Genomic DNA, 23805 nt, shown 5'->3' with positions numbered 1-23805 from the left:
CCGTCACGCATCCACGGTAGTACCGCTAGGAGCGGCCGGAAGGTCGATCCGCCTGTTGTGCTGCAGCGGACGGGGAACGAAGAGCGTGACGAGCCCACCTGCGAGGGCGATCACCGCGAAGATGTAGAAGTTCACGTTGTTTGCGAAACCCGCGCCGATCAGCAGGCCGCCGATGATCGGGCCGACGATGCCGCCGAGCCGGCCGAATCCGGCGCACCATGCGACACCTGCTGCGCGAGCGGGAGTGTCGTAGTAGTTGGACACGAACCCGTACACGAGCACCTGGGTGCCGATCGTGCCGACACCGGCGATCGCGACGGCGGTGAGGAGCACGGGCAGCGGGAACCCGAGGGTGAGCATCACCAGTGCGACTGCGGCGAGGAAGAAGGTGGTCACGATGACGGATTGCGGACCACGGCCATCGGCGATCTTCGAGGCGATCAGACCGCCGACGATCGCACCGCCGTTGAGGACGAGCAGGAATGCGAGCGATCCGTCGGCGTTGTAGCCGGCGTCGGCCATGATCTTCGGCAGCCAGGTGTTCAGGCCGTAGGTCAGGAGTAGGCCGGCGAAGCTCATCATGCCCAGCAGGCCGGTGCCGAGTGCGTACTTCCTGGTGGCGAGCGCAGGGAAGCCGATCTTCTCGGTCGGAGCTGTAGGTGCAGCCGTCGGCATCGGGAAACCGAATTTATCGCAGATGGTCTGTGCCTTGTCGAGGCGGCCGCGGGACACCAGCCACGCCGGGGATTCGGGGAGTTTGACCAGCGCGATCGGAAGCAGGATCACCAGCGGCAGGGCACCGATGAGGAAGAGGCCGCGCCATCCGATGGCGTCACGGAGAAGGATCGCGAGCAGCGAGGCGAGCACACCGCCGGCGGGGACACCGCTGTAGACGATGGCGTTGAACAGGTTGCGCTTGCCGGGCGGGGCGAACTCCGCGACGACGGCACCCGCGGTGGCGACGAGGCCGCCGACACCGATACCGGTGAAGAAGCGCAGACCACCGAACGTCGCGATGCTGGTGGAGAAGGCTGCGGCGCCCATACCGACCGAGAACCACACGATGTTGATGAGCATCATCCGGCGGCGGCCGACGCGGTCGCCGAATGCGCCGGTGACGAGGGCGCCGACCATGACGCCGATGAGGGCGTAGGAGCCGAGCGCACCGCCCTGCTGAGCCGAGATCTCTCCGAGTTGGGTGGGGTCGGCCATCAGGGTCGGGAGGACGGTTCCGTACACGACGAGGTCGTAGCCGTCGAAGATGATCGCGAGGGTGGCGAGAGCGACAATCCAGATGACGCTTCGCTTGTGCTGTGGACTGGCCCAGGTCTGTGTGGTTTGGGTCATGGCGGGCTCCGGTTTGTGTGAGGGGTCACAAATGTTCTCGGGCAAAAAAGGGGCCTCACCAGCAGGGAAGGCCCACTGGTGAGGCCCGGCGATGTTGGGACGGTCGGAATGTTCCGGCTGTCAGCCTTGGTCGCCTCCGGCAACGGGAAGGACCGATCCGGTGATGTACGAGGCCTCGTCGGAGGCCAGGAAGGTGATCGCCGCGGCTTGTTCGTCGAGCGAGCCGTACCGCTTGAGCAGCGAGGAGTCGACGGTCTGGTCCACGATCTGCTGGTACCAGGCCTTCTCCTGCTCGGACTGTGGGGAAGGCCCGCGCGCGACCCGCCGCTCCGGTGCGACGGTGCCGCCGGGAGCGGTGGCCACCACGCGGATGCCGTACGGCGACAGCTCCAGCGCGAGTGCCGAGGTGATTGCGTTGACGCCGCCCTTCGCCGCCGCATACGGAACACGGTTGACGCCGTGGGTCGCCACGGAGGAGACGTTGACGATCGTCCCGGACTGCTGGCCGATGAGATACGGAGCCGCCGCGCGGCACGACCACAGAGTGGGGAACAACGACCGGCGGATCTCCTTCTCGATCTCGTCGGGCGCGTAATGCTCGTACGGCTTGGCCCAGATGGTTCCACCGACCACATTGATGAGCACATCGATCCGACCCGCTTCGCGGACCGCGAACGCGAGTGCTTCCTCGGCGCCTTCGAAGGTCTCGAGGTCGGCTGTCACCGAATGGGCCTTGCCGCCATCGGCCCGCAGGGTTTCTGCGACCTCGTGGACGAGCTCGGCACGGTCGACGAGGACGACCTCCCCGCCTTCTGCCGCGACACGGGTCGCGACCGTGAGGCCGATGCCCTGCGCGGCACCGGTGATCGTCAGGCATTTGCCGTCGAATCGGCCGGGGAAGATCTTCGCCTCGCTCATCGCGCACCTGCTGTCGCGCCCTCGGCGATCGCCCGACGCATGGTCTCCTTGGCGTGGCCTGCGTGGGCGATCATCAGCTCGCGGGCCGCGGCCTTGTCGTTCTTCTCGTACGCCTCGACGAGCTGCATGTGCTCGTCCACGATGTGCCCTTCGATCCAGTGCGCATCGCGCAAGACCTGGTACATCAGCTGCGTCACCTCGAGGCGGTTGTATGCCTCGAGCAGTACCGGGTTGGTGCAGCAGCGGAACAGGAACTCGTGGAACGCGGCGGTCGTGTCGGTGAACGCCGCGGCGTCGGTGAAGTGGTCGCCTTCGACGGATGCGCCGGATGCCTCCGCGAGAATCCGGAACTCGACGAGCTGCTCCGGGGTGAGCCGGCCGATGGTGAGTTCGAGGACGCCGAGTTCGAGCGCCATGCGCGCGTCGAACTGCTCGTCCGATTCCGCGAGCGGGGGGTGTTCCTCGCCGATCTCGTAATTACCCGGCGATGCGGGGGTCTCGAGCGCGACGGGCCGTCCCGTTTCGGAGGCAGCCTTCTCTGCGGCGGCCTTTTCGGCATCTGTGGGTGCCGGTGCGGTCGCGCCACCCGAGGTCGCCGACGTGTTGAACTTCTCGAAGTAGAAGTTTGCCGGTGTGATGTCGTTGTCCGACAGGTGGTTACGCACCGCTTCGACCATCGGCGGAGGTCCGCACAGGTAGATGTCGACATCTCCGTCGTTGAGGTGCTGCGGCTCGAACAGGCCCGTCACGTAGCCCTTGTTCGGGGCCGACGAGTCCTTGTCGGCGACGCAGTAGTCGAACGAGAAGTTCGGCAACGCCTTCGTGTATTCCTGCAGCTTCTCGAGCTCGACGAGGTCGTGATCGAACGTGACACCGTAGATGAGGTGCACCGGATGGTCGGTGCCCTCGCTCTGGACCTTCGACAGGATCGACAGCAGCGGAGCGAGCCCGGTGCCGCCGGCGAGCAGCAACGACGGGCGCTTGCGTTCGCGGAGGAAGAAGCTGCCGAACGGGCCGGTGAACTCGAGGGTGTCGCCCACCTGAGCGCGATCGCGCAGGTATTCCGACATCAGACCGCCCTCGGTGATCTTCACCAGGAACGCCAGCGAATTGTCGTGCGGGCCGGTGCTGAACGAGTACGAGCGCGTCGCCTGCTTACCGGTGCCGTCGTCGCTGTCGGGCACCCCGATGTTGACGTACTGCCCGGGCAGAAACACCAGGTCGTCGCGGTTCTCGATCTCCACAGTGAACCCGACGACACTCTCGGAGAAACGATTCAGTTCGGTGATCGTCGCGGTGTACGAAGCGGCCGCGGTCTTCGCGACCTCCGAGGTGCTGGCGATCTGCACGACCAGATCGGACTCGGGCATCATCTGACACGGCAGGCAGTAGCCTTCTTCGGCTTCCTCGTCGGTCAGCGCGTCTTCGATGTAGTCGCCGCCGTCGAAAGTGCCGGATTCACAGAATGCCTTGCAGGTGCCGCACGCGCCGTCGCGGCAGTCGAGCGGGATGTTGATCCGCGCCTTGTACGACGCATCGGCGACGGTCTCGTTCGGCTTGACCTTGATGAAGCGGGTGACCCCGTCCTCGAAGCTCAATGCCACCTGGTACGTCATGGTGTCCAAGCCTCCTTTCGTGATTCGGGGGTGCTAGACGACGTAGACGTCGACGATGTGGTGGATGTAGTCGTTCTTCAGGATGATCTTCTTCTTCTTGATCACCGGCTGATCACCCGAGACGTCGAGGGTGATGAACGTCGTACCGAAGTAGGTGTCCGTCGTGTTGTACCGGAAGTACAGCGAGAACCAGTTGTGGCGCAAGTCGATCTCGGTGCCGCGACGCTCGAGTATCTCGACGTTGGTGATGTTGTGGCCGGTGCGCGGTTCGGGCAGCGACGTCGACGACGAGCGGTCGGTGCGGATGCGGAACACGCGGTCTTCCAGCCCGCCCCGGTTGGGGTAGTAGATCAGCGAGATCTCGGACTGTGGATCTTCGGTGATCCGCCCGTCGTCGTCCCAGGCAGGCATCCAGTACTCGGCTTCGGGGTGGTAGCACTCGAGCCACTTCTCGAACTCGCGGTCGTCGAGCAGCCGCGCTTCCTTGTAGAGGAACTGTTCGATGTCGGTCTGCGTCAATTCTGTTGCAGTAGTCATTGTTCCGGTTCCTCTCAGTGCGCGGTGGTCTTGGCGGACTCGGCTGCCAGCTCTGTGTCGACGGCCTTGCGCATCGTCTCGAGCCAGTAGCTGTGCTGGATCGGGTAGAGGCCCTCATCTTCGGTTTTCACGCCGCTGGACAGGACATCTTTCATACCAAGATCTTTCGCGACCTGATCCGGTCCGGTGAGCACGTGGGTGGCGCCGCGGCTCATGTCGTTCCACGGTGCGGTCGTCGCCATGTACGTCTTCTGGCAGGATCGGAACTCTTCGAGGTCGTCGGGAGTCGCCATGCCGGTGGCGTTGAAGAAGTCCTCGTACTGGCGGATGCGGTTGGCGCGAGCCTCGGCGCTTTCGCCCTTCGGGGCGATGCAGTAGATCGTGACCTCGGTCTTGTCGACCGAAATCGGCCGCAGGTGCCGGATCTGCGACGAGAACTGGTCCATGATGTACACATTCGGGTACAGGCACAGGTTGCGCGACGCGCCCACCATGAACTCGGCCTTCTTCTCGCCGTGCTCCTTCGCGAGTTCGTCCTTGCGCGGGTAGAGCGGGCGGTCCTCGGGGTTGCCCCACCACATCCACAGCAACAGGTGTCCGTGGTCGAACGAGTAGTAGCCGCCGCCCTGCTTGCCCCAGGTGCCCGCGTCCATCGCCTTGGTCTCGTTGGCGGACTCACCGGCGCCGCGGCGTGCGGTGGTGGCGGCGTAGTTCCAGTGGGTCGCCGACACGTGGTAGCCGTCGGCGCCGTTCTCCGCCTGCAGCTTCCAGTTGCCGTCGTAGGTGTAGGTAGACGATCCGCGCAGTACCTCGAGACCCTCGGGGGACTGGTCGACGAGCATGTCGATCATCTTCGTGGTGTCGCCCAGGTGCTCTTCCAGCGACTTGACGTCGGGGTTGAGCGAACCGAACAGGAACCCGCGGTAGCTCTCGAACCGGGCGACCTTCGTCAGATCGTGGCTGCCGTCGGTGTTGAACTGCTCCGGGTAGCCGGCGTCGCGCGGGTCCTTGACCTTGAGCAACTTGCCGTTGTTACGGAACGTCCAGCCGTGGAAGGGGCATGTGAACGTCGTGCGGTTGTCCGTCTTACGGCGGCACAGCATCGCGCCACGGTGGCTGCACGCGTTGATCAGGGCGTGCAGTTCGCCTTCCTTGTCGCGGCTGATGACGACGGGCTGACGGCCGATGTTGGTGGTGAAGTAGTCCCCGACATTCGGCACCTGACTCTCGTGCGCGAGGTACACCCAGTTGCCCTCGAAGATGTGCTTCATCTCGAGCTCGAAGATCTCTTCGTCGGTGAAGACGTCGCGGCGGACCTGGTAGCGCCCGGTTGCGGGGTCTTCGACGAGGGCGCCCTCGAGGTTGTTGCGCACGTGTTCCACGGTGTCGGTCATGGGGATCCTCCAGTGTCGCGTAGTTCCCGGGACGAACAGGGTTGCTGTCCGAGGAAGTCCCGGACGGGCTGTCGTGCGGGACTCGGAGACATGCCGTGTCCGGTGGGGTTCGGACGGGCAGTGTCCGGCATTACTACTACCCTGACAGGCTGTGTTCGCGGTCACACCGGGCAATTGCCTAGTGATACCTAGGACCCGAGGCCCGAGGGACGAAGTGCCCTGGACAGCCCTGGGCAGCCCTGAACGGCCGAAAGTCACCTTCATACATTCGAGGCGCATGAAGGTGCCATTCGGCCGTTCGGCGAGCGGGAGCCTACTTGGCGGCGGTGAACTTCTCCCGCCGGATCCGCCGAGGCGACATGCGGCGTCGCTTGAACGACTTCACCGACGCTTCCACAAACCTTTCCGATCCGCAGATGTATCCGGTGAATTCCTTCGCCGACGCGACGTCCTCCACGAAAGCGTCGGTGACGTACCCTTCCCGGTCTCCACCGTTCTCGCGGCTCACACACGTGACATACCGGAACCCGGAATGCCTGCTCTCGACCTCGCGGAAGAAATCGGCGTCGTACACATCGGCGCAGGTACGCACCCCGTGGTACAGCAGGATTTCCCGATCCGGATTCTGCGCGAGCGCATGACGGACGATGCCCTTGAGTGGTGCGAGACCGGTGCCGCCACCGAGTAGCGCCATCGGTCCGGTGCTCTCCTCGTCGAAGGTGAAATCGCCGTACGGGCCGGTCATGTCGACTCGATCACCCACCTCGATCGATCCGAACAGCCACTCGGAGGCCACTCCGCCGGGCTGCCGTCGCACGTGCAGTTCGAGCAGTTTCGGTTCCGTCGGCGGGTTGGCGAGGGAGTACTGGCGTTTCGTCGAGGTCTTCGGCACGGTGACATCGACGTACTGCCCCGCGGAAAATGTGAGGGGTTCGTCGAGCGTCAGCAGCACTCGTCGTGTGTCTGCGGCGATATCGCGCACCTCGGAGACTGTGGCAACGAAGTCGTGTAGCACGTGCGTGGACGTGAGCTCCTCTGCGATCGGCGGGTCGATCCTGGTATCGCTGCAGGGCGTGGCCTGGCAGGCCAGTGCGAAGCCGGCTGAGCGTTCGTCCGACGAGAGCGTGTTCTCGGGCGAGTCCCGGTGATCGACCGATCCGGATCGGACTTTGATCTTGCAGGTGCCGCATGTTCCTTGGTTGCACGAGTTGGGCATCCACACGCCGCTGCGCAGGAACGCGTCCAGAAGGGGTTGATCGGGGCCGCAGTCGACCGATGTGGCGCCGGTAGTGACGGTGTACGACATGTCAGACCTCCCAGGTTGCGTGCAGCGAGGTGGGACCGCGGAAGCCCCAGCCCCAGAACTCGACGTCCTCGCTCGTGTCACGTTCGAGATTGGGGATGGTTTCGAGCAGTTCTTCGAGCCCGATACGGCAGACATGGTTCGCGAAGTAGATGCCCGCGCAGGCGTGGTTGCCGGTGCCGAACGCGAGGTGGGGTAGCGGCGGTCGCGTCATGTCGTACTCGGTGGGGGCTTCGAACGTGTCGGTGTCGTGGTTGGCCGATCCGTAGGAGAGGATGACGACCGACCCTTCGGCGACCTCTGTTCCGGAGACCACGGTGTCGCGCTTGGCGATTCGGGCGGTTCCCGACCAGATCGGCGAGGTCCAGCGCATTCCCTCGGCGATGGCACGGGGGATCAGATCGGGTTCGTCGACGACGGCCTCGAACTGCTCGAGGCGAGTGAACAGGCCGGCCAGTGTCGACGACATGGCATGCCCCGGTTCCTGCATGGCGCCGAGGAGGAACACGTAGAGCGTCGGGTAGATGTAATCGCGGTCGCGGGTCTTCCCCTCGGGCATGCCGTCGTGCAGCCAATGCGAGATGGCGCTGTCGTCCGGATGCTCGATCCAATGGTCGATCAGCGGATCGACGATCGACTGGATCTCGGCCTTGGCGGCGTCACCCTCGTCGAATCGTTTCTGGTCGGTGAAGTTGCCGTCGGCATCGACTGCGGCATTCGTGAACGAGTCGGACAGCTTGTGGAACCATTCGCGAAGTGTGGCGGAGCTGACGTCCTTCAGACCGAGTAGATCGCCGAGTGCGCGGACGCTGAGCGGTTCGCAGTACTGGGTGACGAGATCGGCCCTCCCGTCCGCTTCGAACTCCTCGAGGTAATGCTGGGCGATCGGTCGGACGAGGTCTTCGACCCACCGATCGACTTCGCTCGGCTGCAGCGCCGGCTCGACCATCGACCGCAGATCTTCGTGGATATCGCCGTTGACACCGATGATCGCCGGATGCCCGAATGTGCGGCCACCGGCCGGGGTGATGATCCCTTCGAAGTCGTCACTGTTCGCGATCGTGCGGCACGCTTCCGTTGTCGACGCGACGAATGCCCCCAGCACGGGCACGAATGCGATGGGTGCTTCGGCCCGCAGTCGCTCGTAGACCGGGTACGGGTTGCGTTCGAGTTCAGTCATGGTGATGTCGTCGATCCAGGAGAGAGTGCTCGTCATCGGATGCTCCTCGGGATGGGTCGTGGGCCCTGTCTCGCGGGGCCTTCCGTACGCTGTGATGAGGACCATATGATCCAGGTCACTCGGAGTTCTACGCCGATTGCGCGGAGTCGATACGCATCGCGCGGAAATGTCGCCGGGCAGGAGTCGGGAGGTGAGAAGGTGGCAGAGTTCGAGGACTGGGAGGACGCCTCCCGGGTGGTTGCCGACGTGTATTTCCCGCACGAATTGACCGTTCTCTCCGGTACCGATCGGCCTGAATTGCAGCTGTCGTCGGTGGATTTCGGTCCTGTGACGATCGGCAGGATCACCTGGGGTGTCGATGTCGCCATCGATTGCGAATATCCCGGGTCGTACGAGATCAACATCCCGCTCGCGGGCGTTCTCGAATCCAGGGGCGACGGCGGTGCGGTCGTCTCCGGTCCAGGTCAGGCCTCGGTGTTCAGCGCTGACACACCGAATCGGATCACACGTTGGGATGCAACGTGTTCCGTATTAGGTGTCAAATTCGATCGCGACCACCTCGAACGCGAGGCCGACCGGATTCTGGGTGCGCCGCTGCGGTCCCGGCTCGTGCTGCCCGACCAGATCGACCTCACCGGGGCGGCCGGTGACTGGCGCCGCCTGGTTGCCTCGTTGTCGGATCAGCTCGAAGGTGCAGAGACGCTCACCAACCCCCTTGTGTCGCAGCAGCTTGCGGGTGCCGTCACCGCCGCGTTCGTGCTGGCGGTGTCTCCCCCGTCCGAAGAGACAGCTCCGGCGCCGAGGCCGGGGATGGTCCGGCGGGTCCTCGATGCGTTGCACGACGACCCGTCACGCCCATGGACCGCTGCGGACATGGCAGAGATCGCCGGCACCAGTGTGCGGCGCATGCAGGAGACGTTCGCGGACTATGTGGGAAGCAGTCCGTCCGCCACCTTGCTCGACATCAGATTGGACCGCGCGCACGCAGAACTCGCGGCCGGCGGCTCCGGCGTCACGGTGACCGACGTCGCGTTCCGGTGGGGTTTCAGCAGTCCCGCCCGATTCGCGGCGGCGTTCAAGAAGCGGTACGGGATGACGCCGAGTCAAGCATTGCGCGACTCCTGATGGCAGGAATGCGCCATTCGAGCCGATCGCGGGCGTCTGGGCGGAATCGGTGCCGGTGTGTCGTGGTCATTGCTGCGATGCCCGATAAGACGTACAATTTTCTGTACACGCAGGAGGTTGTCATGAGGACCATGAGTTACAGCGAGTCCCGTGCTCGTTACGCCGAAGTTCTGGACTCGGTGGTGAATGACCGCGAGGAAATCGTGATCACCCGATCGGGCCACGAACCCGTGGTGATCGTGTCGTTGGCGGATTTCGAGTCGCTTCGCGAGACCGCCTACCTGATGCGTTCACCGGCAAATGCGCGACGCCTGCTCGACGCGATGGAGCGACTCGAAGCCGGAGAGGGTCAGCCGCACGAGCTGATCGACAGTGACGACTGACGATGCGGTTGGTGTGGGATGTCAACGCCTGGGAGGATTACCTCTGGTGGCAGAGTCAGAACCGTAAGGTGTTGAAGCGCATCAACTCTCTCGCGCAGGACATAGTGCGTCACGGGAACGACGGCATCGGTAAACCGGAGCCGCTGAAGCACGACTTCGCCGGATACTGGTCCAGGCGAATCACCGACGAGCATCGCCTCGTCTACAAGGTCACCGGCACCGAAGTGCGTATCGCGGCGTGCCGCTACCACTACGGGCGCTGACCGCACGTGGAACAACACGTATCCCGGACGGCAACTGAATTCCGTCCGGGATGAATACTGTCTCCTACCCGACCCACATGGCTGGGGTCGGGCGGTCGAAGGACAACTCGGGATAGTCGTCGTCGGCGACAGGTGTCCGCAACCGCCGCTCGACGTAGTCGTGGCCGTGTGTGCGCATGTACTCGATGCACGCCACGGTGTAGCCGACGGAATCGGTGCCTGCTGGGCGGAACAGGTTGGGGAATCCGTGTGCCGTCACGGCAGCCGGATCGATATCGGTGGCCTCACGACCCAGAAGGTGGATCTTCCCGTCGCCGTCGATCACGAACTTGGCGCGGGCGATGACGAACCGTCCGACGTGGATCTCCCAGCGATTGTTGATGTCGTCGTACGTGGCCGCGGTTGCGCTGATCAACTCGCAGACGGACAGATGCAGATCGTCGTGCAGGCGGATCGCCGCACGCTGGGAGGCGAAGGAGCGCCCGAGGATCACTGCGTCGAACTCCGGGATGGGGGCAGGGGCAACGGAATTCGAGGCAGCGGACATCTCGGACGCTCCTTCGCGTGAGAGGTGGTTGGATCCGCGCGCGGGCGGGTAGGGGGGGGCGTCCGCCCGCGCGCGGTGGTGGGGTGGGGTGTTACTTCTTGTAGAAGGCGCTCACGTCGGCATTGCCGATGAGGTCGGGCACCGTCCAGCCGTCGAGGTCGTACTCGCTCATGAACTGCTCGGCGAAGCCCTTCATGGAGGCCACGTCACCGCGGGTCTCGGCGGCGAACAGCAGTTCTGCCTTGACGTTCTCGTGGTTGCCTGCGTAGTTCCGCTCGTACAGCTCGTGGCGGCCACCGAACTCGGATCCGATCGAATCCCACAGTGCCTTCATGACCTTGACTCGGTCGACGGCCTGGATGCCGTCGGATCCGCGAACGTACTTGTCCAGGTAGGGGCGTACCTCGGGGTTCTTGAAGTCGGCGGCGGACGAAGGCAGATAGATCAGGCCCGAGGCGACGTCCTGCTCGATAATCTCCTTGATGCGCGGGTAGCCCTGCATTGCGAACATCCGGTATGTCAGGCCGTATTCGAGCTTCGGGATGACGGTGTCGCCGATCCACGGTTCGGGGTTTTTGACCATCGAGTCGCTCAGCGACCAGAACAGGTTGCGCCAGCCGATGACCTCCCCGACGCGCGTCTGAACTCCTCGGAATCCGCCGGCGCCGGTGGCGTCGAGCGCCTTCATGAGCAGGCCGGCGATGAAGTCGAGCTTCACGGCGAGGCGGGTGCAGCCCTGCAGCGTGAAGCGCTGGAGGAAGCCGGAACCAGGCAGGAACTGGTTGATCTTCTCGACGTCCCCGTACATGAAGACGTTCTCCCACGGGACGAGGACCTTGTCGAAGATGAAGATGGCGTCGTTCTCGTCCATCCGGCTCGACAGCGGGTAGTCGAACGGCGAGCCGACGATGTTGGCGTTTTCCGAGTAGGAGGCGCGGGAGATCAGCTTGATGCCGGGTGCGTCCATCGGCACCGTGCAGATCAGCGCGAATTCCTTCTTCTTGATCGGCAGACCGTAGTGAGCGATGAAGTTGTAGTTGGTGATGGCCGAGCCGGTCGCGACGACCTTCGCACCGGAGACGATGAGGCCGGCGTCGGTCTCCTTCTCCACCTTCATGAACACGTCGCCGACCTGGTCCGGCGGCAGCTGGCGGTCGACAGGCGGGTTGATGATCGCATGGTTCCAGTACAGGACCTTCTCCTGCGATTCCCGGTACCAGCGCTTCGCGTTGTCCTGGAACGGGTTGTAGAACTCGTCGTTTGCGCCGAGTGTGCCGAGGAAGGATGCCTTGTAGTCGGGGGAGCGGCCCATCCAGCCGTAGGTCAGGCGTGCCCAGGTGGCGATGGCATCGCGGTCCTTGACCAGGTCGGCCGAGGATTTCGGGGTGCGGAAGAACGGCATCGTGACGCCGCCGTTGCCGGTGTCGGTCGGTGTGGTGAGCGCGTCGACGTGCTCACCGGTGTGCAGCGCGTCGTAGAGGCGCGCGGTCATCCGGATGGAGTTGCGGAACGCCGGGTGGTTCGTGAAATCCTTGACCTTCTCGCCGTGCAGGAAGATCTCGCGGCCGTCGTCGATCGAGGCGATGTACTCGTCGCCGGTCATGGGGCGGGTCGCGAAATTCTTCGTCTGGTTCGCTTCGCACTCTGCGGCGACGTTGACCTTGGACCGGTCGAGAGTGTCGGGACGCGGTTCGGTGGTGGTCATGGAATTTCTCCTAGTCCGGTGGGGCAGGGATTCGCTGTGTCAGTGGTGTCAGGCCGGGGATGTGGCCAGGTGAAGTGGGGTGAACTTGGTCTGGGCGTCGAACCAGCCGCTGTGCGGGTCGTCCATCGAGCCGTTCCACGCGGCGGATGCGCTGGGAGTTCCGAGATCATGGAAAGTGCTGCGGTAGAAGAGCAGAGGATCGACCTCGCGGCTGGAGGCGTCGACGATCTCGCCGATGTAGATGACGTGGTCGCCGCCGTCGTATTCACGCCACGGGATGCACGAGAGTGTTGCGGCGGTGCCGGCGAGGACGGGGGCGGTGGGGCCGTTTTCCCACATGGGCTCGGGGGATTGCGGCCGGCCCGCGAAGTGCATCGCGGTATCGATCTGGTCGGCGGCGAGGATGTTCACGGCGAACGGCGCGCCCGACAGGAATCCGCAGGCCTTGGAAGTGCGGGTCAAGGTGACCTGGCACAGCCGGGGCTCGAGCGAGACCGCGGTGAATGCGGTGACGGTGGCGCCGTGCGGCTCGCCGTCATGGTTGGCGCAGGTGATGACGGTGACGCCACTTGCGAACTGTCCGAAGATGTTTCGCAGGTCTCGCTGTTCCATGTCTGCGTCCTCCCTGTCCGGTTCGATCTGGTGTGACACAGACCATATGGACACTGGAGGGGATGTGCGATCCAGTGAGCGCGGTCACTATCCACCTAGCGCGGCGGGTAGGTATAAAGTCCTTGTTTGCCAGGGGACGTGTCCCTGATCACACTGGAATCAAGGTCCCCGGTATCCGAAAACGAGGGTGGATCACAGATGGCAGAGGATTCGACTCGACACCCGTCCGACTGGGACGAGGTGGAAGAGGTGGTGTCGCATGCGTACTTCTCGCATGACCTCACTCCCCTCGAGAAGGTCGAACCTCGCCTGAACCTGCGCACATTGCCTTTGGGGCCGATCCGGTTGGCCCGGATCGGCTGGGGTGCCGAGGCGTCGGTGCACAGTTCGCACCCGGGCGCCTATGCCGTGAACATTCCCTTGTCGGGCACGATCGAGTCGATCGCCAGTGGCGTCGAGACCGAGTCCGGGGTGGGGCAGGCAACCGTGTTCGAGCCGGACATCGACGCGACGATCCGTCGGTGGAGTGGCGACTGCGAGATCGTCGGGGTCAAGCTCGAGCGCGACTACCTGCACCGGGAGATGGCCCGTATCCTCGGGCGCCCCGACCTGCGCCTTCCCCCTCAGGTCGACCTGTCGACCGACGCGGGGCAGAGTTGGATGTCGTTGCTGCGTTCGATCATCGAGCAGCTCAAGTCCGATGAGTCGCTCTGGGGTAATCCGTTGGTCGCCGATCAACTCTCCGGTGCCCTGACCTCGTCGTTCATTCTCGCGGTGATGCCCGACGACGCTGACCCGACGGGAGGTGCGCGGCCTCGGATCATCAAGCGGGTCCTCGACCGAGTGCACGACGATCCGTCACTGCCGTGGACGTCGGCGGACATGGCCGAGGTCGCCGGGGTGAGCGTGCGTCGTCTGCAGGAGGGATTCCGGGAGTACCTCGGTGTCTGCCCTCGCGACTACCTGCTCGACCTGCGGTTGTCGCGCATCCACGAGGAACTCTCTGCCGGAAGCGGTGGGAATCTGTCGGTGACCGATGTGGCGCTGAAATGGGGAATCACACACACCGGCCGATTTTCGGCCGCCTACAAGCGCAAGTACGGAGAAGCGCCGTCGGCGACGCTGCGCGCCTGATCCTGCGTATCTGCGATGTTCAGCGGTGTCGATATCCGAGTTCGGCGCTCAAGGTTTCCGCGCACTCCATCACGCGCTTCGCGCACAGGTCGCGGAACGAGTCGAGGGTGTGCCGTCCCGTCGAGGTCGAACATGCGAGCACGCCGACCGCGCGACCCGCAGGATCGAATACGGGTGCTGCGATCGAGATCAATCCCTCCTCGAGCTCCGCAGAGGCCATGGCGTAACCCTGGCTGCGCACCTCCGCGAGTTCGACGCGGAATGCGTCGGCGTTGTCGATGGTGGTGGGGGTGAGTTTCTCGAATCGGGTCTCCGCGATCACGGCGTCGACCTGTTCGCGTGGTGACCAGGCGAGCAGGGCACGACCCATCGAGGTTGCATATGCGGGTACGCGGGTGCCGACCGAGACGTTGATGCTCATGATCCGTCGCACCGGTACGCGTGCCGCGTACACGACTTCGGTCCCGTCGAGCACACCAAGCGACGCCGATTCGTGTGTGTGGTCGGCGATCTCCACCAATTTGGGCAGGGCAGAATCCACGAGGGTGTGCGAAGCCGTGTAGTGCTGCCCTATGCTCAGGACGCGCGGAGTCAGTGACCAGCGCGTTCCGGTCGAAGTGACGTAACCTAGGCGCTGCAGCGTCAGCAGGATTCGACGCACTGCCGGCCGTGACAGGTCGGTCTTGGTTGCAACTTCGGCCAACGTCGGTTTCGGATCCTTGTCGTCGAAGGCATGCAATACCGCAAATCCGCGTTCGATGCTCTGAACGAAGTCGCGGTCGTTACTCCGGTTGTTGCCTAGGCCGGTGCTCGGCATTGCATCTCCTACCTGCGGGACTTGTCGATGTTGCCCTATTCGGTGTTGACAAGCGATGTGACAACACGCACAGTATGTGGTGTACGCACAGCGATCCACAAGTACGCACAGCGTACTTTCGGTCAGTCCGCAGCCCCGGAACCGACCGGACCAGTGCTTTTGCTACCTGCTTTCCACACCGTTCTCAGCCCCGACGAGGAGAGTCCATGACCACCACCGAGAACCCCACCGCTCACGGTTCCGGCAACGCCGCCACCGACAAGTTCAAGTCCGAGCGGGCCACGTCCGACACGTCCGTCGAGCGTGCGGCCGCGATCTACAAGGACGTGCTCGAGGCTCTCGCCGGCATCGTCCACAAGCACGAGGTGACGTACGACGAGTACCGGGTGCTCAAGCAGTGGATGATCGACGTCGGCGAGTACGGCGAGTGGCCGCTGTGGCTGGACGTCTTCCTCGAGCACGAGGTCGAGGAAGTGCATTACAACCGCAAGCACTTCACCGGAACCAAGGGATCCATCGAAGGCCCGTACTACGTGCCGAACGCCCCGAAGCTGCCGTCGAAGTGCACCATGCCGATGCGTGAGAAGGACAAGGTTGCGCCTCCGCTGATCTTCAAGGGCAAGGTGACCGACCTCGAAGGCAACGGCATCCCCGGTGCCACCGTGGAACTGTGGCACGCGGACGAGGACGGCTTCTACTCGCAGTTCGCCCCCGATATCCCGGAGTGGAACCTGCGCGGCACCATCGAGGTCGACGAAGACGGCAACTACGAGATCACCACGCTCAAGCCGGCGCCGTACCAGATTCCGAACGACGGCCCGACCGGTTGGTTCATCAAGTCCTACGGTGGTCACCCGTGGCGTCCCGCCCACCTGCACCTGCTGGTGTCGGCCCCGGGCAAGCGTGCCGTCACCACTCAGCTCTACTTCCAGGGTGGCGAATGGGTCGAGAACGATGTCGCGACCGCGACCAAGCCGGAGCTGATCCTGGATCCGGAGACGAACGCCGACGGCATCGCAGAGGTGACGTACAACTTCGCCCTCGATCCCGAAGCGTGATCCACATCTGACCTCGAATGCCGGTGTCCCGCAGGGGGCGCCGGCATTCGCCGCGAGTGCACCTGCGCCGTATCGACCGTCACACCCAGAACTGATTGTGAGCTGACCGAAGATGTCCGACCCCGATCTGGCGATCGTCTCCGTCGAATCGACGATCGTCGACGTACCCCTGATTCGTCCGCACAAGTTCGCGACCACGACCTCGGAAGTGCAGCCGATCCTGTTCGTCGCCGTCACCACCGCCGGCGGAGTCACCGGCTACGGCGAAGGCGTCGTGCCCGGAGGCCCGTGGTGGGGAGGCGAATCCGTCGAAACGATGAAGCAGATCGTCGATCGTTACATCGGCCCGTACATCATCGGTCGCGGTGTCGACGAGATCAGCGGCGTCATGCTCGACATCGAACGGATCGTCGCGAATGCACGTTTCGCGAAGGCCGCGGTCGACGTGGCCATGCACGACGCGTGGGGTCGCAGCCTCGGTATCCCGGTCGCGTCGCTGCTCGGCGGTGCTTTCCGTACTGGAGTCGACGTGCGCTGGGCGCTCGGCGCGGCACCTCTCGAGGAGATCGTCGACGAGGTCACCCACAAGATGGAGCAGCGCCTCAACTTCTCCTTCAAGCTCAAGATGGGTGCCCTCGATCCCGTTGTCGACACCGAGCGTGTCGTGAAGATCGTGGAAGCGTTCGACGGCAAGGTCGGATTCAGCATCGACGTCAATGCCCGCTGGGATCGCTTCACCGCACTGCGTCAGGTTCCGCAACTCGTCGACGGCGGTGTCGAACTCATCGAGCAGCCCACCCCGGCCGACCAGCTCGACGTCCTCGCCGAGATCAACCGCCGTGTCTCCGCGCCGGTGATGGCCGACGAATCCGTCCAGACCCCGCACGACGCGTACGAGGTCGCCAAGCTCGCCGCGGCCGACGTCATTGCCCTCAAGACCACGAAATGCGGTGGCCTGCAGCGGAGCAAGGAAGTAGTTGCGGTCGCGAAGGCTGCCGGGTTGCGCTGCCACGGCGCGACGTCCATCGAAGGCCCCATCGGCACCGCCGCGTCCATTCACTTCGCGTGCTCCGAGCCCGGAATCAACTACGGCACCGAGCTGTTCGGCCCGCAGCTGTTCGCGGTCGAGTTACTGAAGAAGCCGCTCGAATACTCCGAAGGACAGGTACATCTCCCCGAGGGCCCCGGCCTCGGCGTCGAGCTCGACATGGATGTCGTGAAGAAGTACGCACGCGACTGACGTCGCACCCCTTTTGTCAGAGTCACATTGGATTCGAAGGAGAAACCCCATGGCACTGTTCCACGTTCGGATGGATGTCAATATTCCGCGCGACCTCGACCCCGAAGTGCGCGCCGAGACGCTCGCCAAGGAGAAGGCCTACAGCCAGGAACTCCAACGGTCGGGAAAGTGGCCCGAGATTTGGCGCATCGTCGGAAAGTACAGCAACATCTCTATCTTCGACGTGGACTCGGCCGATGAGCTGCACGAGATCCTGTTCAATCTGCCGCTGTTCCCGTACATGGACATCGAGGTCATGGCGCTGACGAAGCACGGGTCGGACGTCAAGTAGTCGCCTCCCACAATTCGCGCCGCTTGTTCGTCGCGAGATCCTTTCGAGTGTGCAGTTCTTGACGTGTTTCTTCACTGAAACCGACAATAACTGCACGCTCGATCGTGACAGCAGCGGGTGGTGTTCTCGCGAGGACAATCACGACGAGAATCTGTGCGGGTGCGGACAGAGCGCGGCGGTCGGGGCCATACTCGGGGTATGAGCCTGCCGCTTCGCGACGTGTATGCCGAGCCCACCCTCGCCGACCTCCTGCCGTCGGTGCTCGCCTCCGCCGGCGTTGCCGGCGAGGTGAACCGTCTCGGACTTGCCGAGTGTTCCCGGACCGTCGTCCTGCTCGTCGACGGTATGGGGTGGGAACTACTGCAACGGAACAGGAAGGCTGCACCGTTCCTCACCTCCGTCCCCGGACATTCGATGCGGGCCGGGTTTCCCACCACCACTGCGGTGAGCCTCGCGTCGCTCGGTACCGGTCTGCCGTCGGGACGCCACGGCATCACCGGCTACCAGTCGTACATCGACGAGATCGAAGCACCCGTCAACTGGCTGCGCTGGACCCTCGCGGGCACTTCCATAGACAAACGGGACGACTTCGTTCCCGAGGACGTACAGCCGCATCCGACGGCATTCGAACGAGGCAGTGATGCAGGCGTCGCTGTCACCACCGTGGTGCCGAAACTCTTCGACGGCAGTGGCCTCACCCGCGCAGTTCTCCGCGGCGGCGCGTTCGTCGGGGTTTCCGCATACGGTGACCTGCTCGCCCGCGTGGTGTCGGCGATCGGCGCCGACGAACGCAGTCTCGTCTATTGCTATCTGGGCGAGGTCGACACGCTCGGCCACGTGTACGGGCCCGAATCGGATGCGTGGCTCGCGCAACTCACCATCGTCGACCGGTTCGTCGAGCAACTCTCCGGAGCGCTTCCCCGCGACGCCCGCCTGCTCGTCACCGCAGATCACGGCATGGTCGACGCCTCGCGCGGGCGCCGCGTCGACTTCGACCACACTCCCGGGCTCGGTGAGGGGGTGAGCGTCATCGCCGGTGAACCGCGCTGCAGGCACGTCTACACCGGCAGCGTCGGCGCGGTGCTCGAACGCTGGCGGAACGAACTCGGCGACGACATGTGGGTCGGCACCCGCGACGACGTGCTCACCGCCGGTCTGTTCGGCCCCGACCCTACGCCGTCGCTCGTCGGCCGGATCGGCGACATCGTCGCCATCGGTCGGGGAGAGTCGTCCGTGATCCGCACCGACGGCGAGCGTGTGATGTCGGAATTGCCCGGGCAACACGGTGCGCTTACCGATGATGAACTACTCGTGCCACTTCTGCATCTCCAGTGACAGGCCAAGTGTGGTGAGCCGCAAAGGGGGTCGTGACGTGTGCAATGTCGCGTACCTGCGCCCGAATTTGTCGCATAGTGTGTGCACATGAGCTCGAGTGCTTCTGTGACCTGGCACGATCGGACGAGTCGGATCGCGTTGATCCTGCTCTGGGTCGTCCGGATCCTCGTCAAGCCGATCCTGAGCATCTGGCCGAGCAACGACTTCGGGATCGGCCTCCTCGGTCGTCTCTCCTGGGTGGTCGACAAGGTCACGCCCAGACCGCGATCGGTCCAGATCGTCGACACCGATCTCGGTGGGGTGCCCGGCGAGTGCATCATCTCGCCCAAACCCGTCGACGACCCGCTCGAAGACGCCACCATCCTGTATTTCCACGGCGGCGGCTTCATCTTCTGCGGGCCCTCGACGCACCGTCAGCTGTGCGTGCAACTTGCGCTCGACTCGGGTGCACCCGTGTATTCGATGGATTATCGGCAGGTCCCCGTCGTTCCGATCGCGGGATCGGTCCACGACGCGATGAATGCGTACACAGCACTGCTCGAGACGGCCGTCGATCCCACCCGGATCATCGTGGGCGGTGACTCGGCCGGTGGATATCTTGCCGTCAAGGTCGCCGAGATCGCGGCGAGGCGCGGCATCCAGCGACCGGCCGCTGTCATCGGTTACTCGCCGCTGCTGAGTCTGGACCTCGACGACTCCGGCCACGACCTCGAGTACATGAAGAAGGATGCCTATTTGCCGATCGAGGCCCTCGAAAAGTTGCGACCGCGCTGGCTGGCGGGGCAGGAAGCGATCGAGGGCGAGATGAACCCGGTCGACGCCGACCCGGCGCTCTTCCCTCCGATGTTCCTGTGTGCAGCCGAATTCGAGCTGACCCGACCCGACGTCGAGGACATGACCGAGCGACTCACCGATGCGAGTAAGACGGTGGAAACGCACCTGTGGCGCGAGCAGATCCACGCGTGGCCGGTCCTCGCCCGAGCCCTGCCCGAGGCGATGGAACTCATCGGGTTGAGCACCCGGTTCGCGCGGCGTGCCGTCGTCGCAGTCGACGACGACCGTGCCGCTTGATGTACTACTGTGCTGCTTGATGTACGACAGGGCCGCTTGATCCACTACAGGTTCGTGTTCAACGGATCCGTCGAATCGGGAAGGCCCGCACCGCGGTCGCCGTTCTCGACACCGGGCGGGCACTGCGCACCCGCCGTATAGGAGGTCATCGACAACGATCCGTAGTCGACCCCGCCGACGAGAGTGTCGGGCTGCTCTCCGGATGCAGCGAGCAAGCCCGCGAAATGCAGCATCGGCAGAAAATGGTCCGGTGTCGGAACGGCTTTCGCGAAATCGGGATGTTCCTGCAATGCGGGTGCGTCGCCGGGCCGGTCACGTAGGAGTTCGCCGGCGGTCTCGTCGAAACGCTGGGCCCAGTCGAACCCTTCACTCGGCTTCGACGGGTCCATGCTGCGCAGGTTGTGCACGATGTTGCCGCTGCCGACGATCAGCACGCCGGAATCCCGCAGTGCGGTGAGCGAAGCGCCGAGCTCGACGTGATACTCGAGGGGCTTGTACGCGTTGAGGCTCAACTGCACCACCGGCACGTTCGCATCGGGGAACATGTGGGTGAGCACAGACCACGTACCGTGGTCGATTCCCCACGAATCGACATCGCCGCCCACCCATTTCGGTCGGGCAAGATCGGCGATCTCCTCGGTCAGTTCGGGGAGACCGGGTGCCGGATACTCGACGTCGAACAATTCCTGCGGGAACCCGAAGAAGTCGTGGATCGTGCGCGGCGACGGCATCGCGGTGACCGCGGTGGCATTGATGAACCAGTGCGCCGAGATCGACAGGATCGCGCGGGGAACAGACACCGATTGGCCGAATGCGGCCCACGACTGCGTGTACCGGTTCGATTCGAGTGCATTGAGGGGACTGCCGTGGCCGATGAACGCGACAGGCATGCGTGTCGTCATGGAATATCACTCACCTTTCAGGGGAGATGCGGGGGCGCAACCATTCCACGAGATCGCCCAGTACCCGGTCGTTCTCGGGCTCGTTGAACACTTCGTGGAACAGCCCGTCGTACAGCTTCAATGTCAGATCTTCCGAGCCGGCACGGTCGGCGATCAGTTGTGAACCGGCCGGGTCTGCGAGAGTGTCCGCAGTGCCGTGCTGGACCAGCACCGGCAGTGTCAGGGACGGCAGCCGCGACGCCACACTCTGCTCGTTGTCGATCAATACCCGTGCGATCCCCGCCGGAACCAACCCGTGATGCACGAGCGGATCGGCCTGGTACGCCGCGACGACCGCAGGATCGCGCGACACGGCGTTGCTGTCGAGCTTCTGCACCGGCACGTCCGGGAGGATGCGGCCGATTATCTTGCCGATCTCCACGACGATGCCCGGAGTGCCGGACGTAACGACCACCGCTGGTCCGGACAGCGCGAGCGCGGTCAGACGATCCTGGTGGTCGAGTGCATACGCCAGGGCGATGGCCCCGCCCATCGAATGCCCGAGCAGGAACACCGGCAGGCCGGGGTAGGCCTGCGTTGCGATATCGAAAAGGGCGTCGAGGTCGTCGGTGAACTCCGACATCGCGCGGGCGTGCAGCCGCTTGCCGCCGGAACGGCCGTGACCGCGATGGTCGGGTGCGAACACGACCAATCCCAGCTCGGTCAGGCGCTCAGCGACGTGGTCGTAGCGGCGCGCGTGCTCGCCGAGCCCGTGTGACAGCACGAGCACCCCGACGAGCTCGGCGTTGTCGGGCGACCACAGGTCGTACACGATCCGAGTGTCGTTGCCCCCGCTGAACGAGGATTCGGTGTGCTGCATGGGCGTCTCCTGCCGGGTAGTCGACCTGCTGTCCTCCGCATCCTTGCACGAGGACACGCTGCGGGCTTGTGGACTGGAAGAGACCCGAGGAGCATTCGCGCACTCGCGGACCTGCAACCGCGCACCCTCGCGCCGATGCATGCGCCGGCCTTCGAAGGCGACTGCGGTGCGGCACTCGGCGGACTCGCTGCGGCCTACGAGGAGCGGTTCACCGCTGCGCTCCAAGGCGTCCGCATGACGCCGTGAACAAATCGATTGACGTCGTCCGGGGCGTCGGTATCCTGGACGACGTGATTCAAGCGCTTCTTTTCCACTGACGACACCGGCCCCGCAACCCGTGATGTAGCCGGGCGGGGGCCGACGTGTGTCCAGAGGCCGTTCATCCGGCTGTTCGTCAGAAGCGCAGTCCTCCACCATTCGTGGACGACGCGCCTCCATTCGGAGGAAGAATGTCCATCACTATGACCCTGCCCCAACGAGCTCGGGCGCAACTCGGCGCGATCGACGTGCACATCGCACGCGGTGGTCGTCCCGTGCTGCAGGGCGTCGACCTTGCCGTGACGCCCGGATCCCGGCTCGGAGTCGTCGGCGACAACGGTCGCGGTAAGACGACGCTGATCGATGTGCTGGCGGGCCGGCTCGAACCCGATCAGGGCACGGTGCGGTGCTTCGGGTCGCTCGGTGTTGCCGAGCAGGAAATGGCAGTCACCGAGAGTCGCACGGTCGGCGATCTCATCGACATCGAACTCGTCCATGTCCGTGAGGCGTTGCGCCTGCTCGACGAGGCAACAGAGGCTCTCGCCGAGGAACAGCCCGGTGCTGCGGATGCGTATGCCGACGCCCTGGATGCAGCCGAACAACTCGATGCGTGGGACGCCGACCGGCGCGTCGATACCGCACTCGAGGCGCTGGGTGCGGTCACCGACCGATCATGTTTGCTCGCAGAGATGTCGGTGGGGCAGCGCTATCGCGTCCGGCTGGCTGCGCTGCTCGGTGCAGAGCACGATTTCCTGCTCCTCGACGAGCCGACCAACCACCTGGATGCGTCGGGGCTCGAATATCTCACCGAACGGCTGCAGCAGACCCGCAGCGGTGTCGTGCTTGTCAGCCACGATCGGGCGCTCCTCACGGATGTCGCGACGTCGATCCTCGATTTGGATCCCAGCGTGGACGGTCGCCCTCGCCTGTACGGCGGAGGGTACGCCGGATATCGCAAAGGTCGTGTCGCCGAATATGATCGATGGGTCGATCAATACGCGCGACAGCAGGTCGAGCATGCGCGTCTCGCCGTCGATCTGGAGGCGGCGCAAGACCGGCTCGTCACGGGGTGGCGGCCGGGCAAGGGCACCGGCAAGCATCAGCGCGCGACTCGCGCACCGGCGCTCGTGCAGTCGGTGCACCGGCGACAGGAAGCACTCGACGAACATGCGGTGACCACTCCACCACCACCCCTACGGTTCTCGATGCCTGCGCTCGGTGTCGCACTGGACGGGATCGATCCCGATGCGCCGTTGATCCGAGCGGCGGATGTCGAAGTGTCGGGTCGGCTCATCGCACCGGTGTCCCTCTCGCTCGGCGCGGGCGCGAGGCTTGCGGTCACCGGGCCCAACGGTGCTGGAAAGTCGTCGTTCCTCGCTGTGCTGGCAGGTGAACTGGAGCCCACCTCCGGCGATGTGGATATCGCGGAGCTCGTGCGGGTGGGACGGCTCGCGCAGGAGTCACCCGCGCCCTCGGGGGCACGTGTGCGCGAGGTGTACGACAGGCACGTGGGAGTGCTCGCGTCCTCCGGCGTTGTGCCGGAGGGGGAATCGGTGACACTCGAAGATCTGGGTCTGTTCACCGATCATGATCTCGACCAACGAGTTCGAGATCTGTCGATGGGGCAGCAGCGCAGGCTCGATCTGGCGCTGGTACTCGCGTCCCGCCCGCACGTCCTGCTTCTCGATGAGCCGACCAACCATCTGTCGATCACGCTCGTGGACGAGTTGACCGAGGCACTCGGGGCAACCGACGCGGTGGTGGTGCTCGCGACACACGACCGGCAACTGCGACGCGACATCGCCGAGTGGCCGACCTTGGCGCTCCCGTGAACGGTGTGGAGTCGAGCCCGGAATCCGCTATTCCGGGC

The 23805-nt window shown here is 64.4% G+C and carries 23 protein-coding genes; 10 read left to right on the top strand and 13 right to left on the bottom strand.

Annotation, left to right across the window (positions count from 1 at the left end):
* Window positions 1–3 precede the first annotated feature (3 nt).
* The 7 genes from ACFWB0_RS08610 to ACFWB0_RS08580 all read right to left on the bottom strand — a co-directional run bounded on the left by ACFWB0_RS08610 (window position 4) and on the right by ACFWB0_RS08580 (window position 8331).
* Window positions 4–1347, bottom strand: a complete 1344-nt coding sequence (locus tag ACFWB0_RS08610) for an MFS transporter (protein ID WP_378490019.1) — start codon at window positions 1345–1347, stop codon at window positions 4–6.
* A 120-nt stretch (window positions 1348–1467) separates the two neighbouring features.
* On the bottom strand, window positions 1468–2265 hold the full coding sequence (locus ACFWB0_RS08605; protein ID WP_378490018.1) for a 1,6-dihydroxycyclohexa-2,4-diene-1-carboxylate dehydrogenase: 798 nt from the start codon (window positions 2263–2265) through the stop codon (window positions 1468–1470).
* On the bottom strand, window positions 2262–3881 hold the full coding sequence (gene benC / locus ACFWB0_RS08600; protein ID WP_378490017.1) for a benzoate 1,2-dioxygenase electron transfer component BenC: 1620 nt from the start codon (window positions 3879–3881) through the stop codon (window positions 2262–2264). The genes ACFWB0_RS08605 and benC overlap by 4 nt, the downstream gene beginning before the upstream one ends.
* Window positions 3882–3914: 33 nt before the next feature.
* On the bottom strand, window positions 3915–4418 hold the full coding sequence (gene benB / locus ACFWB0_RS08595; protein ID WP_378490016.1) for a benzoate 1,2-dioxygenase small subunit: 504 nt from the start codon (window positions 4416–4418) through the stop codon (window positions 3915–3917).
* A 14-nt stretch (window positions 4419–4432) separates the two neighbouring features.
* Window positions 4433–5812 (bottom strand): benzoate 1,2-dioxygenase large subunit, encoded by a 1380-nt coding sequence (gene benA / locus ACFWB0_RS08590; RefSeq protein ID WP_378490015.1) that lies wholly within the window; start codon window positions 5810–5812, stop codon window positions 4433–4435.
* A gap of 313 nt (window positions 5813–6125) precedes the next feature.
* The gene (locus ACFWB0_RS08585; protein WP_378490014.1) at window positions 6126–7118 is read right to left on the bottom strand and encodes a 2Fe-2S iron-sulfur cluster-binding protein; all 993 of its coding nucleotides are present in this window, start codon (window positions 7116–7118) and stop codon (window positions 6126–6128) included.
* A 1-nt stretch (window position 7119) separates the two neighbouring features.
* Window positions 7120–8331 (bottom strand): cytochrome P450, encoded by a 1212-nt coding sequence (locus tag ACFWB0_RS08580; RefSeq protein ID WP_378490013.1) that lies wholly within the window; start codon window positions 8329–8331, stop codon window positions 7120–7122.
* Between the two features lie 162 nt (window positions 8332–8493).
* Between ACFWB0_RS08580 and ACFWB0_RS08575 the strand changes: the two genes are divergently transcribed.
* The 3 genes from ACFWB0_RS08575 (at window position 8494) to ACFWB0_RS08565 (ending at window position 10066) form a co-directional block, all read left to right on the top strand.
* The gene (locus ACFWB0_RS08575; protein WP_378490012.1) at window positions 8494–9420 is read left to right on the top strand and encodes an AraC family transcriptional regulator; all 927 of its coding nucleotides are present in this window, start codon (window positions 8494–8496) and stop codon (window positions 9418–9420) included.
* Window positions 9421–9542: 122 nt separating this feature from the next.
* Window positions 9543–9803 carry a type II toxin-antitoxin system Phd/YefM family antitoxin gene (locus ACFWB0_RS08570; protein ID WP_378490011.1) on the top strand — a complete coding sequence of 87 codons (261 nt, stop codon included), beginning with the start codon at window positions 9543–9545 and terminating at the stop codon, window positions 9801–9803.
* Window positions 9804–9805: 2 nt separating this feature from the next.
* A complete protein-coding gene (locus ACFWB0_RS08565) occupies window positions 9806–10066 on the top strand; it encodes a Txe/YoeB family addiction module toxin (RefSeq protein ID WP_378490010.1) in 261 nt (86 codons plus the stop codon).
* Window positions 10067–10130: 64 nt separating this feature from the next.
* Here the strand turns inward: ACFWB0_RS08565 and ACFWB0_RS08560 are convergent, their stop codons facing one another.
* The 3 genes from ACFWB0_RS08560 to ACFWB0_RS08550 all read right to left on the bottom strand — a co-directional run bounded on the left by ACFWB0_RS08560 (window position 10131) and on the right by ACFWB0_RS08550 (window position 12930).
* Window positions 10131–10613 carry a hypothetical protein gene (locus ACFWB0_RS08560; RefSeq protein ID WP_378490009.1) on the bottom strand — a complete coding sequence of 161 codons (483 nt, stop codon included), beginning with the start codon at window positions 10611–10613 and terminating at the stop codon, window positions 10131–10133.
* A gap of 91 nt (window positions 10614–10704) precedes the next feature.
* On the bottom strand, window positions 10705–12318 hold the full coding sequence (locus ACFWB0_RS08555) for a 4-hydroxyphenylacetate 3-hydroxylase family protein (RefSeq protein WP_378490008.1): 1614 nt from the start codon (window positions 12316–12318) through the stop codon (window positions 10705–10707).
* A gap of 48 nt (window positions 12319–12366) precedes the next feature.
* A complete protein-coding gene (locus tag ACFWB0_RS08550; protein ID WP_378490007.1) occupies window positions 12367–12930 on the bottom strand; it encodes a flavin reductase family protein in 564 nt (187 codons plus the stop codon).
* A 198-nt stretch (window positions 12931–13128) separates the two neighbouring features.
* Between ACFWB0_RS08550 and ACFWB0_RS08545 the strand changes: the two genes are divergently transcribed.
* The gene (locus ACFWB0_RS08545) at window positions 13129–14064 is read left to right on the top strand and encodes an AraC family transcriptional regulator (RefSeq protein ID WP_378490006.1); all 936 of its coding nucleotides are present in this window, start codon (window positions 13129–13131) and stop codon (window positions 14062–14064) included.
* Between the two features lie 19 nt (window positions 14065–14083).
* Here the strand turns inward: ACFWB0_RS08545 and ACFWB0_RS08540 are convergent, their stop codons facing one another.
* On the bottom strand, window positions 14084–14881 hold the full coding sequence (locus tag ACFWB0_RS08540; RefSeq protein WP_378490005.1) for an IclR family transcriptional regulator C-terminal domain-containing protein: 798 nt from the start codon (window positions 14879–14881) through the stop codon (window positions 14084–14086).
* A 206-nt stretch (window positions 14882–15087) separates the two neighbouring features.
* Here ACFWB0_RS08540 and catA point away from each other — a divergent pair, with 206 nt between their 5' ends.
* The 5 genes from catA (at window position 15088) to ACFWB0_RS08515 (ending at window position 19916) form a co-directional block, all read left to right on the top strand.
* Window positions 15088–15939: a catechol 1,2-dioxygenase gene (catA, locus tag ACFWB0_RS08535; protein WP_378490004.1), complete on the top strand. Its 852-nt coding sequence runs from the start codon at window positions 15088–15090 to the stop codon at window positions 15937–15939.
* Window positions 15940–16051: 112 nt separating this feature from the next.
* Window positions 16052–17179, top strand: coding sequence for a muconate/chloromuconate family cycloisomerase (locus ACFWB0_RS08530; protein ID WP_378490003.1), 1128 nt, complete (start codon window positions 16052–16054; stop codon window positions 17177–17179).
* 49 nt (window positions 17180–17228) lie between these two features.
* Complete coding sequence (catC, locus tag ACFWB0_RS08525) at window positions 17229–17510, top strand: muconolactone Delta-isomerase (RefSeq protein ID WP_378490002.1); 282 nt, start codon at window positions 17229–17231, stop codon at window positions 17508–17510.
* A 198-nt stretch (window positions 17511–17708) separates the two neighbouring features.
* Entirely contained in the window at window positions 17709–18845 is a 1137-nt protein-coding gene (locus tag ACFWB0_RS08520) for an alkaline phosphatase family protein (RefSeq protein WP_378490001.1), read from the top strand.
* 87 nt (window positions 18846–18932) lie between these two features.
* Window positions 18933–19916, top strand: coding sequence for an alpha/beta hydrolase (locus tag ACFWB0_RS08515; RefSeq protein ID WP_378490000.1), 984 nt, complete (start codon window positions 18933–18935; stop codon window positions 19914–19916).
* Window positions 19917–19960: 44 nt separating this feature from the next.
* Here the strand turns inward: ACFWB0_RS08515 and ygiD are convergent, their stop codons facing one another.
* Both ygiD and ACFWB0_RS08505 read right to left on the bottom strand, forming a co-directional pair.
* Window positions 19961–20806, bottom strand: a complete 846-nt coding sequence (gene ygiD / locus ACFWB0_RS08510; RefSeq protein WP_378490135.1) for a 4,5-DOPA dioxygenase extradiol — start codon at window positions 20804–20806, stop codon at window positions 19961–19963.
* 22 nt (window positions 20807–20828) lie between these two features.
* Entirely contained in the window at window positions 20829–21677 is an 849-nt protein-coding gene (locus tag ACFWB0_RS08505) for an alpha/beta hydrolase (protein WP_378489999.1), read from the bottom strand.
* Window positions 21678–22126: 449 nt separating this feature from the next.
* Between ACFWB0_RS08505 and ACFWB0_RS08500 the strand changes: the two genes are divergently transcribed.
* Window positions 22127–23767 (top strand): ABC-F family ATP-binding cassette domain-containing protein, encoded by a 1641-nt coding sequence (locus ACFWB0_RS08500; RefSeq protein WP_378489998.1) that lies wholly within the window; start codon window positions 22127–22129, stop codon window positions 23765–23767.
* Window positions 23768–23805 lie beyond the last annotated feature (38 nt).

This window comes from Rhodococcus sp. NPDC060086 (genome assembly GCF_042730275.1).
GTDB lineage: Bacteria > Actinomycetota > Actinomycetes > Mycobacteriales > Mycobacteriaceae > Rhodococcus.
Note: the sequence above shows the minus strand (reverse complement) of the source record. Positions and strands in the feature narration are given on the sequence as shown.

Excerpts from the sequence above, each read along its gene's own strand:
- benB (WP_378490016.1), bottom strand. The coding sequence starts at position 4,418 with ATGACTACTGCAACAGAATTGACGCAGACCGACATCGAACAGTTCCTC.
- catC (WP_378490002.1), top strand. The coding sequence starts at position 17,229 with ATGGCACTGTTCCACGTTCGGATGGATGTCAATATTCCGCGCGACCTC.
- ACFWB0_RS08500 (WP_378489998.1), top strand. The coding sequence starts at position 22,127 with ATGTCCATCACTATGACCCTGCCCCAACGAGCTCGGGCGCAACTCGGC.
- benC (WP_378490017.1), bottom strand. The coding sequence starts at position 3,881 with ATGACGTACCAGGTGGCATTGAGCTTCGAGGACGGGGTCACCCGCTTC.
- ACFWB0_RS08550 (WP_378490007.1), bottom strand. The coding sequence starts at position 12,930 with ATGGAACAGCGAGACCTGCGAAACATCTTCGGACAGTTCGCAAGTGGC.
- ygiD (WP_378490135.1), bottom strand. The coding sequence starts at position 20,806 with ATGCCTGTCGCGTTCATCGGCCACGGCAGTCCCCTCAATGCACTCGAA.
- ACFWB0_RS08560 (WP_378490009.1), bottom strand. The coding sequence starts at position 10,613 with ATGTCCGCTGCCTCGAATTCCGTTGCCCCTGCCCCCATCCCGGAGTTC.
- ACFWB0_RS08545 (WP_378490006.1), top strand. The coding sequence starts at position 13,129 with ATGGCAGAGGATTCGACTCGACACCCGTCCGACTGGGACGAGGTGGAA.
- ACFWB0_RS08530 (WP_378490003.1), top strand. The coding sequence starts at position 16,052 with ATGTCCGACCCCGATCTGGCGATCGTCTCCGTCGAATCGACGATCGTC.
- ACFWB0_RS08520 (WP_378490001.1), top strand. The coding sequence starts at position 17,709 with ATGAGCCTGCCGCTTCGCGACGTGTATGCCGAGCCCACCCTCGCCGAC.
- ACFWB0_RS08540 (WP_378490005.1), bottom strand. The coding sequence starts at position 14,881 with ATGCCGAGCACCGGCCTAGGCAACAACCGGAGTAACGACCGCGACTTC.
- ACFWB0_RS08580 (WP_378490013.1), bottom strand. The coding sequence starts at position 8,331 with ATGACGAGCACTCTCTCCTGGATCGACGACATCACCATGACTGAACTC.
- benA (WP_378490015.1), bottom strand. The coding sequence starts at position 5,812 with ATGACCGACACCGTGGAACACGTGCGCAACAACCTCGAGGGCGCCCTC.
- ACFWB0_RS08555 (WP_378490008.1), bottom strand. The coding sequence starts at position 12,318 with ATGACCACCACCGAACCGCGTCCCGACACTCTCGACCGGTCCAAGGTC.
- ACFWB0_RS08605 (WP_378490018.1), bottom strand. The coding sequence starts at position 2,265 with ATGAGCGAGGCGAAGATCTTCCCCGGCCGATTCGACGGCAAATGCCTG.
- ACFWB0_RS08505 (WP_378489999.1), bottom strand. The coding sequence starts at position 21,677 with ATGCAGCACACCGAATCCTCGTTCAGCGGGGGCAACGACACTCGGATC.
- ACFWB0_RS08515 (WP_378490000.1), top strand. The coding sequence starts at position 18,933 with ATGAGCTCGAGTGCTTCTGTGACCTGGCACGATCGGACGAGTCGGATC.
- ACFWB0_RS08585 (WP_378490014.1), bottom strand. The coding sequence starts at position 7,118 with ATGTCGTACACCGTCACTACCGGCGCCACATCGGTCGACTGCGGCCCC.
- ACFWB0_RS08610 (WP_378490019.1), bottom strand. The coding sequence starts at position 1,347 with ATGACCCAAACCACACAGACCTGGGCCAGTCCACAGCACAAGCGAAGC.
- catA (WP_378490004.1), top strand. The coding sequence starts at position 15,088 with ATGACCACCACCGAGAACCCCACCGCTCACGGTTCCGGCAACGCCGCC.
- ACFWB0_RS08565 (WP_378490010.1), top strand. The coding sequence starts at position 9,806 with ATGCGGTTGGTGTGGGATGTCAACGCCTGGGAGGATTACCTCTGGTGG.
- ACFWB0_RS08570 (WP_378490011.1), top strand. The coding sequence starts at position 9,543 with ATGAGGACCATGAGTTACAGCGAGTCCCGTGCTCGTTACGCCGAAGTT.